The sequence below is a fragment of the Erythrobacter sp. CCH5-A1 genome, from assembly GCF_001557115.1.
Taxonomy (GTDB): domain Bacteria; phylum Pseudomonadota; class Alphaproteobacteria; order Sphingomonadales; family Sphingomonadaceae; genus Erythrobacter.
The window spans coordinates 1-9,609 of record NZ_LSKQ01000323.1; the positions used below are offsets into that span (position 1 = coordinate 1).

General features: G+C 68.7%; 7 protein-coding genes. 2 read left to right on the top strand and 5 right to left on the bottom strand.

Annotated elements, in window-relative coordinates:
• The 4 genes from AX708_RS19390 to AX708_RS19405 all read right to left on the bottom strand — a co-directional run.
• Nucleotides 1-797 (bottom strand): metalloregulator ArsR/SmtB family transcription factor (locus tag AX708_RS19390; protein WP_233999684.1); only part of this gene is annotated, 797 nt, incomplete at its 3' end.
• A gap of 104 nt (nucleotides 798-901) precedes the next feature.
• Nucleotides 902-2,086 (bottom strand): galactokinase, encoded by a 1,185-nt coding sequence (gene galK, locus AX708_RS19395; protein WP_066530802.1) that lies wholly within the window; start codon nucleotides 2,084-2,086, stop codon nucleotides 902-904.
• An 18-nt stretch (nucleotides 2,087-2,104) separates the two neighbouring features.
• Nucleotides 2,105-3,130 carry a UDP-glucose--hexose-1-phosphate uridylyltransferase gene (locus tag AX708_RS19400; RefSeq protein ID WP_066530799.1) on the bottom strand — a complete coding sequence of 342 codons (1,026 nt, stop codon included), beginning with the start codon at nucleotides 3,128-3,130 and terminating at the stop codon, nucleotides 2,105-2,107.
• Nucleotides 3,127-4,623, bottom strand: a complete 1,497-nt coding sequence (locus AX708_RS19405; RefSeq protein WP_066530795.1) for a sodium:solute symporter — start codon at nucleotides 4,621-4,623, stop codon at nucleotides 3,127-3,129. Before AX708_RS19405 ends, AX708_RS19400 begins: the two co-directional genes overlap by 4 nt.
• 109 nt (nucleotides 4,624-4,732) lie before the next feature.
• Here AX708_RS19405 and AX708_RS19410 point away from each other — a divergent pair, with 109 nt between their 5' ends.
• Entirely contained in the window at nucleotides 4,733-6,832 is a 2,100-nt protein-coding gene (locus AX708_RS19410) for an alpha-galactosidase (protein WP_066530792.1), read from the top strand.
• The gene (locus AX708_RS19415; protein ID WP_066530789.1) at nucleotides 6,829-8,730 is read left to right on the top strand and encodes a beta-galactosidase; all 1,902 of its coding nucleotides are present in this window, start codon (nucleotides 6,829-6,831) and stop codon (nucleotides 8,728-8,730) included. Before AX708_RS19410 ends, AX708_RS19415 begins: the two co-directional genes overlap by 4 nt.
• Here the strand turns inward: AX708_RS19415 and AX708_RS19420 are convergent.
• Nucleotides 8,727-9,551: an NAD(P)H-binding protein gene (locus AX708_RS19420; protein WP_082747259.1), complete on the bottom strand. Its 825-nt coding sequence runs from the start codon at nucleotides 9,549-9,551 to the stop codon at nucleotides 8,727-8,729. The two genes, AX708_RS19415 and AX708_RS19420, sit on opposite strands and share 4 nt — an antisense overlap.
• Nucleotides 9,552-9,609 lie beyond the last annotated feature (58 nt).

Below are 9,609 nucleotides of genomic sequence, written 5' to 3' on the forward strand. Positions count from 1 at the left end.
GTGCGCAGCTCCTCGTGATCGTGGCTGGCGAAATCGACGATCGCGATCCGCCCGCCGCCGCGCAGCACCCGCGCCGCCTCGGCCAGCGCCGGGGCGGGATCGGGGGCGAAGTGCAGCACCTGGTGGAGGATCACGGTATCGAAGCTGGCATCGGCAAAGGGCAGGTCGGAAAAATCGCCCTGCACCAGCTCGACGCGCGAGGCGGGCAGGTGCTGGAGCTTTGCGCGGGCGACGCGCAGCATTTCGAGGTTCTTGTCGAGCGCGACGATCCGCTCGGCATGGTCGGCGAACAGCTCTGCGATGCGGCCCGTGCCAGTGCCGATGTCGAGCAGCGCGCCAAGGGGCGCCTCGGCGAGCGCCTCGGCCAGACGCGTCTCGACCTCGGCATCGGCACTGTGGAGCGCGCGCAGTTCGTCCCACTCGCCGGCGTGGCGGGCGAAATAGGTCTCCGCCGCCGCCTCGCGCGCCTGCCGAATCGCGGCGAGCTTCCTGCGGTCGGCCTCGCACAGCGCGGCGAAGGCGGGTTCCTGTTCCTCGGCGAGCGCGAGCAGCGCCTGCACCGCCTCGACCACGGCGCCGGCCGATTCGCTCTGGCGCAGGAACACCCACGATCCTTCGCGGCGGCGCTCGGCGAGGCCTGCATCGCACAGGATGCCGACATGGCGCGAGACGCGCGGCTGGCTTTGCCCAAGCACCTGCGCGAGTTCACCCACGGCCAGCTCCATCGCGCCGAGCAGGCGGGCGATGCGCAGCCGGGTCGGATCGCCCAGCGCCTTGAAGATGTCCTCGATCACCATCGTGACCGGGAGCATATAAAGATATTTTTATATCTGTAAATCGTCTCTGCGACGGGTTGGGTTCATACCCGCGCCAGGAGCGGCTCCCGCGTGGCCTTTATCACCTAGCCGACCTCGATCGGCGCTGCGCCACGGGCCGGACGGAACAGGTCCGCCCGCGCGGGCAGATCGGCATCGGCGTTGTAGCGCGCGATCGCATCGTCGATCGCCGGTCCCGCGTCATGCCGGGCGACCGCGACAAGACACCCGCCGAAGCCCGCCCCGGTCAGCCGCACCCCGCCGGCATCGCCGAGGCTTTCGGCGATCATCTGCGCGAGCCGGTCGATCGGCGGCAGCGAGACATCGAAATCGTCGGAGAGCGAAAGGTGCGCCTCGCGCATCACGGCCGCCAGCTGCGCCGTATCGCCCCGCGCCAGCGCGACTCCGACGGGCTCGATCCGCTCCATCTCGGTCACCACATGGCGGGCGCGGCGGAACAGGGTGTGATCGAGATCGGGTTCGGCCCGCAGCAGCCGGCCGTAATCGACATCGCGCAGGGCCTTCACCCCGAAGTGCTGCGCCACCGCCTCGCACTCCGCGCGGCGCTGGTTGAAGGCGCTTTCGGTGAGGCTGCGCCGCAATCCGGTGTCGATCACGGTGATCGCGAGGCTCTTGTGGATCGGCACCGGCAGGGTCTCGAGGCTGCGGCAATCGAGCAGCAGCGCATGATCGGCCACGCTCGCCGCAGCGGCCATCTGGTCCATGATCCCGCAGGCGCAGCCGACGAAATCGTTCTCGGCGAGCTGCGCGACCTTGGCGAGCATTTCGGGCGCGAGCTCGAGGCCCGAATAGTCCGAGCACGCCAGCGCCACCGCCACGCCAAAGGCCGCCGAGGAGGACAGCCCGGCCCCGATCGGCACATCGCCTGCAATCGCGATGCGCATCGGCCGCACCTTGTGGCCATAACGCCCCAGCGCCTGCACCACGCCGCGCACGTGGTTCTGCCAGTTGTTGTCGCCTGGACGGATCGGCGCGAGCAGATCGAAGCTGTCGCGCGCGCTCGCCATCTCGCCCATGTCGAGCGCGACCGCTTCGAACAGCTTTTCCTTGGTCTGCGGCGAGGGCGGCCCGGCCGCGACGATCGTCTCGCGGTCGATCGCGCAGGGGAGCACGTAGCCATCATTGTAATCGACATGCTCGCCGATCAGGTTGACGCGGCCGGGCGCGGCGAAAAAGCGCGACGGCTCGACCCCGTAGGCGAGCCGGTAACCCTGCCGGGCGCGGGCAATCAGTCTGTCGCGGCGATCCATCTATCTGCGATCCCTTCCCTATCCGCGGTAATGCACCAGGCCGTCGGCGGAACGCAACATCTCTGCGGCCCGTTCGGGCGTGAGATCGCGCTGCGGCTCGGCGAGCATCTCGTAGCCGACCATGAACTTGCGCACGCTCGCCGAGCGCAGCAGCGGCGGGTAGAAGTGGGCGTGGAGCTGCCAGTGGTCTTGCGGGCCTGCGTTGAAAGGCGCCCCGTGCCAGCCCATCGAATAGGGAAAGCTGGTCTGGAACAGGTTGTCGTAGCGGGTGGTGAGCGCCTTCAGGATGCTCGCCAGAGCGTCACGCTGGCCGGCGGCGAGATCGGGCAGGCGCCGGACCGGGAAGCGCGGGAGCAGCAGGGTCTCGAACGGCCACGCCGCCCAGAACGGGACGATGACGAGCCAGTCGTCGTTGCTCTCCACCACCCGCTCGCCGGTCGCTTCGCGAGTGGCCACGTCGAGCAGCAGCGGGCGGCCGTGTTCGGCATGGTAGGCGCGCTGGGCCTTATCCTCGGCGGCGATTTCCTGCGGCAGGTGGGACGTCGCCCAGATCTGGCCGTGGGGATGCGGGTTGGAGCAGCCCATCATCGCGCCCTTGTTCTCGAACACCTGCACGTTGGCGAAGCGCTGGCCCAGTTCGGCGGTCTGGTGGGCCCAGCAATCGATCACCGCGCGCAGCTGCGCCGTGCCCAGCAAGGGGAGCGACTTGCCGTGATCGGGGGAGAAGCAGATCACCCGGCACACGCCGCCCGAAGCCTCGGCGCGCAAGAGCGGGTCGTCGGCAGTGCCGCCCCGTTCCGTGTCCTCGAGCGCGGGGAAATCATTGTCGAAGACGTAGACCCCCGCGTAATCCGGGTTCGCCTCGCCGCCGACGCGGGCGTTGCCGGGGCACAGGTAGCATTCCGGATCGTATGCGGGCGGCGGGGGATCGGGCTCGCTTACCTCGCCCTGCCACGGCCGCCCCATGCGCTGGGGCGAGACCTGCACCCAGCTACGGTTGAGCGGATTGAAGCGGCGGTGCGGACGGGCAAGGTCGAGGGTCATGCGAAGACCTCATCCTCTTCGGACCGCCTGGCGAGCTGCGCGAACACCTCGCGCGGGGCGAAGCGCGCCCGCCCGCCCAGCGCGAAGCGGTTGAAGGCGAGCGCCGCGATCACGCTCGTCGCCAGCGTCACCACCATGAAGTCGATGTAGTGGAGCCCGATCAGCCCCGCCGGTTCAGCGACAAAGCTGAACAGCGCATAGAGCGCAAAGCCCCACACCACGCCCACGATCGCCGCGCGGCTTTCAACCCCGGTGAACAGCAGCCCGACGATGAAGGCCGAAAGGATCGGCATCGAGGAAAGGCCGTTCAGCTGCTGGAGCAAGTTGATGATGCTCTTGGCGCTTTCGAACACCGGCACCAGCGCCACCGAGGCGAGAGTCAGCACCACGGTGACGATGCCCGACAGCCGCCAGTGGTTGGCGACCTTGCCGACGAATTTCTCGTGAAAGTCGACTGCATAGAGCCCCACAGCCGCGTTCATCACCGCGGCGGTGTGGGCGATTACCGCGGCCGCAATGGCGGCGGCGAAGACGCCCGAAAGCCACGGCGGCAGCACCTCGCCCACCAGCCGACCGTAAGCCGCATCGTCGATATCGCCAAACAGCTGGAAGGCGACCACGCCCGGGATCACCACGATCGCCGGGATGATCAGGATGCGCACCACCGCGGCGGCGAGCACGCCCTTCTGCGCCTCGCGCACGCTGGGCGCGGCCATCGCCTTCTGGGTGATCGGCTGATTGGTCGACCAGTAGTAGATCTGGATGAAGACCATGCCGGTGAAGAGCGTGTGGAACGGGATCGGCGAATCCGCCGCGCCCACCATGGTGAGGCGCTCAGGGGGAACGCCGCGGGCAATGTCCCAATCGACCGCATTCAATGCCAGCACGACGACCAGCACCGCGATGGCGAGTACGCCGATGCCCGAATAGGTCTCCATCACCGCCACCGCTCTGAGCCCGCCCGTCATGGTATAGGCCGCCGCGATCACCCCGAGGAGCGCCGCCAGCACCAGCAGCGGAAAGTCGATCCCCGCGGTCTTCAGGAACAGCGCGCCCGAATAGAGCCCGGCGGGGAGGTAGATCAGCACCATCCCGAACAGGAACAGCGCCGACACCAGCGTGCGGATTCCCCCGCCGCCATAACGCTGTTCGAGCAGTTCGGTCACGGTGGTGACTCTCGCCCGGTAATAGATCGGCACAAACACATAGGCGAGGATCAGGAGGCCCACGAAGCCGCTGATTTCCCACCAGGCGAGCAGCAGCATCTGGTTGCCGTTCATGCCGACGAGCTGATCGGTCGAGAGGTTGGTGAGCGTGATCGCGCCCGCCACGAACAGCCAGTTCAGCTTGCCCCCGGCGAGGTAAACGTCCTTTTTCGACCCGTCATGGCCGGCGCGCCGCAGCGTCAGCCATGTGGCGAGCGCGATCGCGAGCGTCAGGCCGAGGCACACGGCGATCTGTGTCGGGTCGCCCCCGGTGGTTGCTGGTGCCATCTGCGCGCTTTCCCCTCTCGTTGCGCGCGGTTACAGCGCAATGGCGGGCCAGCGGCAAGCCCGCAGGCCGGATCATCACCGGTGCTCGGGTGACGGGAGAGGGATGCCAGTGGAATTCGTGAGGCTCGACGGCGAGCGGCTGACGCTGGTTTTCGCGCTGGAAGTGGGCGGCGCGGCGGACCTCGTCTATCTCGGCGCGCGCCTGCCCGAGGGCGAGGATCTGGGCACACTGGCGGCCTCGGGTGCGCGCGGGCGGCACGAGAGCCAGCCCGATGTGCCCCCGGTGCCGGGCGTGCTGCCCGAGAGCAAGGGCGGCTGGAGCGGCACGCCCGCGCTGGAACTGCGGCGCAGCGGCGTGCGGATCGAAACCGATTGCCGCCTGAACCGCTGGGCAACGGGATCGCAGGCGGCGCACTTCATGTTTCACGACCGGTCCACGGGGATCGACTTCGGCGTGCGCTGGGTGATCGGTCCGGCCGATGTCGTGACAGTCGGGCTGACGCTGACCAATACGGGGACAGAGCCGGTCGCGGTCGAGCGCCTCGCATCGCTCGCCCTGCCCGTGCCCGCGCGGTTCACCGAAATGACCCGCTATTCGGGCCGATGGGCGGGCGAGATGCAGGAGCACCGCCGGCCAATCGCGCCCGACGGCATCGCGCGCGAGAGCGCCACCGGCAAGCCCGGTTTCGGCGGTGCCAACTGGCTGCTGCTCCACGCGGGCGAGGAAGTGCTGGGCGCGCATCTCGGCTGGAGCGGCGACCACTGGCTGGCGCTCGAACCCGACGCGCAAGGCGCGGGCGACGGGCGGGCGATGCTGCTGATGGGCGCAGTGCTGGAGGCGGGCGAGGTGGTGCTCGGGCCCGGCGAGAACTTCGCGGTGCCGCAGGCTGTGCTGGCGCTCGCCGCCGACCGCTCGATGCTGGCGCAGACCTTCCACGGCTTCCTGCGCAAGTCCGTGCTTCCCGCCCGCGCCGAGTGGGGACCGCGCAAGGTCCACCTCAATTCGTGGGAGGCGCTGGGCTTCGACCTGTCCGAGGCCGGGCTGATGCGCCTCGCCGAAAGCGCCGCCGCGCTCGGCATCGAACGCTTCGTGCTCGACGACGGCTGGTTCGGCGGGCGCAGGGACGACAAGACCAGCCTCGGCGACTGGTTCGTCTCTCAGCAAGTATTCCCGAACGGCCTGGCCCCGCTGATCTCGCGGGTCCACGAACTCGGCATGGATTTCGGCCTGTGGGTCGAGCCCGAGATGGTCTCGCCCGACAGCGACCTGTATCGCGCCCATCCCGACTGGTGCCTCCATGTCGAAGGCCGCGATCGCCCGACCATGCGCGGCCAGCTCGCGCTCGACCTGACGCGCGCGGAGGTGCAGGAATACCTCTTCGAAAAGCTCGACGCGCTGCTGCGCGATCACCCCATCGCCTACTTGAAGTGGGACCACAATCGCGACCTCTTCCCCGCGGGCGGCAAGCGCTTCATCCAGACTTTCGGCTTCTACGCCCTCCTCCACCGCCTGCGCGCTGCCCACCCTGAGGTGGAGATCGAGAGCTGTTCGAGCGGCGGGGGGCGGATCGATTTCGGGGTGCTGCAACGCACCCACCGCGTCTGGCCCAGCGACAACAACGACGCCATCGAGCGCCTGCGGATCATCCCCGCGTGGAGCCAGTTCCTGCCCTTGGAAGTGCTCGGCAGCCATGTCGGCCCCTCGCCCAATCCGATCACCGGGCGCAGGCTGGCGATGGATTTCCGCGCCAAGGTGGCGGTGTTAGGCCACATGGGAGTCGAGGCGGACCCTGCGCGGATGACCGACAAGGAACGCGACTGCCTCGCCGCCCACATCGCGCTCTACAAGCAGTGGCGCGGGGTGCTGCACGCGGGCGCACTCCACCGCCTTGCCCACCCCGATCAGAACGTCACCGGGATGATGGTGACGCACGATGACAAGGCGCTGGCGCTGGTCGCGCAGACCGCCTTCTCGCCGGTGTTCGACGCTGCGCCGCTGCGGCTCGCGGGGCTCGAGCCCGAGGCGCGCTACCGCGTCACCCTGCCCGAACCGTGGCCGGCCAAGGCCCGCCACTACCTCGCCAACTCCGATGTTTGGCGCGAGGGGCTCGTCCTCTCCGGCACGGCGTTGATGACGCAGGGCCTCGCGCTGCCCCTCACCCATCCCGAAACCGCGTGGCTGATCGCGCTGGAGAGAGTGCCGCAATGAAACTCGGCTGCTGCTACTACCCCGAACATTGGCCGGAAAGCTGGTGGGCCGAGGACGCGCGGCGGATGCGCGCAATGGGCCTCAGCCTCATCCGCATCGGCGAATTCGCGTGGAGCCGCCTCGAACCCGAGCCCGGCCGCTACGACTGGGACTGGCTCGACCGCGCCATCGACACCCTGCACGCGGCCGGCCTCAAGGTGATCCTCGGCACGCCGACGGCCACGCCGCCGAAATGGCTGGTGGATCGCATGCCCGACATGGTCGCCAACGACGAACAGGGCCGCCCGAGGGGCTTCGGCTCGCGCCGCCACTACTGCTTCAGCCACGAAGGTTACCGCGCCGAGTGCCGCCGGATCGTCACAGCGCTCGCAGAGCGCTACGGCAAGCATCCGGCCATCGCCATGTGGCAGACCGACAACGAATATGGCTGCCACGACACCGTCCTGAGCTTCTCCGGAGCCGCTGCCAGCGCCTTCCGCGGGTGGTGCGCTGCTCGCCACGGCACCGTGGAGGCGCTGAACGCGGCCTGGGGCAACGTGTTCTGGAGCATGGAATACCGCTCCTTCGCGGAGATCGACCCGCCCCACCTCACCGTCACCGAGGCGAACCCCGCGCATTGGCTCGATTACCGCCGCTTCGCATCGGATCAGGTCGCGAGCTTCAACCGCGAGCAGGTCGAGATCCTCCGCGCGCATTCCCCCGGCATCGACATCACCCACAACTTCATGGGCTTCTTCACCGAGTTCGACCACCACGATGTCGGCCGCGACATCGACGTGGCGACATGGGATTCCTATCCGCTCGGATTCCTCGAACAGTTCTGGTTCTCCTCGGATGAGAAGGCGGCCTACTTCCGGCAGGGCCACCCCGATATCGCCGCTTTCCACCATGATCTCTACCGGGGGTGCTCGCGGGGCCGCTGGGGGGTGATGGAGCAGCAGCCCGGGCCGGTGAACTGGGCGCGGTTCAACCCCGCGCCGCTGCCGGGGATGGTCGCTCTCTGGACGCTCGAAGCCTGCGCGCACGGGGCCGAACTGACGAGCTATTTCCGCTGGCGGCAGGCCCCTTTCGCACAGGAGCAGATGCACGCAGGACTCCTGCGCCCCGACAGCACCGAGGCCGAGGCGGCCAACGAGGTGCGGCAAGCGGCGGCGGTCTTGCAGGAGATCGGCATGCAGACCACCGCGAAGGCGCCGGTGGCGCTGGTGTTCTCCTACGAAGCGGCGTGGACCATCGCCATCCAGCCGCAGGGCCGCTCGTTCCGCTATCTCGAGCTTGTGTTCGAGACCTACTCCGCACTGCGCCAGCGCGGTCTGGACGTCGATATCGTCGCGCCCGACGCAGACCTTGCAGGCTACCGCATGGTCGTGGTGCCAACGCTCCCCATCGTGCCTCAAGGCTTCGCGGAAAAGCTGGAGGCGCTCGACTGCCCCGTGCTCCTCGGGCCGAGGTCAGGCAGCAAGACCGCCAGCTTCCGCATTCCCGAAACCCTCGCGCCGGGGGCGCTGAAGGCGGCAATCCCGCTCACCGTGACCCGCGTCGAATCCCTGCGCGACGGCATCGCCGAGCCCGCAGGAGGCTTCACCGTCACCCGCTGGCGGGAGGACGTGGCCTCGGACCTCGCCCCCGAACTCGCCGACAGCACAGGGCGCGGGGTGGTCTACCGCCACGACAAAATCCGCTACTGCGCGATCTGGCCCGACCGCGCGCTGCTCGCCCTGCTGGTGGTGCGAATGGCGGACGAGGCCGGTCTGCCGCTGCTCGACCTTCCCGAAGGCATCCGCGTGCGCCGCAGCGCCACCCACGCCTTCACCTTCAATTATGCCGCCAAGCCGGTTTCCGTCCCCCACCTCGGCGAGACGCTTGCCCCCGCCAGCTGGCACATCGCCCCGCGCTAGCCCTCCGCCAGCAGCCGCTGGTAGTGGTCAGCCAGAGTCTCGCTCCCGAATTCGGGGGTGAGATCGGCCGAGTATTCGCCGCTCGCCAGGTCGAGCACCAGCATCGATTCGGTCGCGTAGTAATGCGCGATGCGGGCATATTCGGCCTTCTCGGCAAACCACCCCGAAAACGGCGCGCCGAGGGCCAGCACCTTCTCGGCGAAGGTGAACATGGCGGGCGAGACCGAGCGGAAGCGCGGCGCCTTCCCCGCCGCCGCGAACAGCAACTCCCCTGCATCGCGCAAGGATAAAGCCGGGCCCGGGCCGCCGATGGGGAGCACCTTGCCCAAGGCCTCGGGGTTGCCGATGCACCCCGCGATGAAGCGCGCCAGATCATCGTCGCTGATCGGCTTGCAGCGGGTGAGGTTGCCGTCGCCGAATATGAGGAAGGGCTTGCCCGCCTTGACGCGCCCCGCCTGCCCCGAGAGCGACTTGAAGAAGGCGGTGGGGCGGATGATGGTGTAGCCGATTCCGCTCGCCTGCAACTCGGCCTCGAACTTCAGCTTGGCGTGCTGGAAGGCGAGCAAGGGCTTCTGCACGCAGATCGCCGAGAGCAGAATGAACTGCGCGACGCCCGCTTCGCGCGCCGCTTCCAGCAGCGTGGCGTTCGCCCCGTAATCCACCGCCAGCGCATCCTCCGGCGCGCCCGAGCGCGAGGCGATGCACGAGATCACCACCGCGATCCGGTCGTCTCTGAGGCCATCGGCCAGCGCATCCGGCTCGATGAAAGCGCCGCGCGGGAGAGCGGCGACGTAATGCCCATCCGCCTCCAATCGCCGCAAAACCGCCGCGCCGCATCGCCCTTGCCGGTGCCTCGGGCACCATTGGCGCGGCGGTTTT

What these genes read in the sequence shown, in the direction of transcription:
- galK (WP_066530802.1), bottom strand. Translation starts at nt 2,086, where the DNA reads ATGGATCGCCGCGACAGACTGATTGCCCGCGCCCGGCAGGGTTACCGG.
- AX708_RS19400 (WP_066530799.1), bottom strand. Translation starts at nt 3,130, where the DNA reads ATGACCCTCGACCTTGCCCGTCCGCACCGCCGCTTCAATCCGCTCAAC.
- AX708_RS19405 (WP_066530795.1), bottom strand. Translation starts at nt 4,623, where the DNA reads ATGGCACCAGCAACCACCGGGGGCGACCCGACACAGATCGCCGTGTGC.
- AX708_RS19415 (WP_066530789.1), top strand. Translation starts at nt 6,829, where the DNA reads ATGAAACTCGGCTGCTGCTACTACCCCGAACATTGGCCGGAAAGCTGG.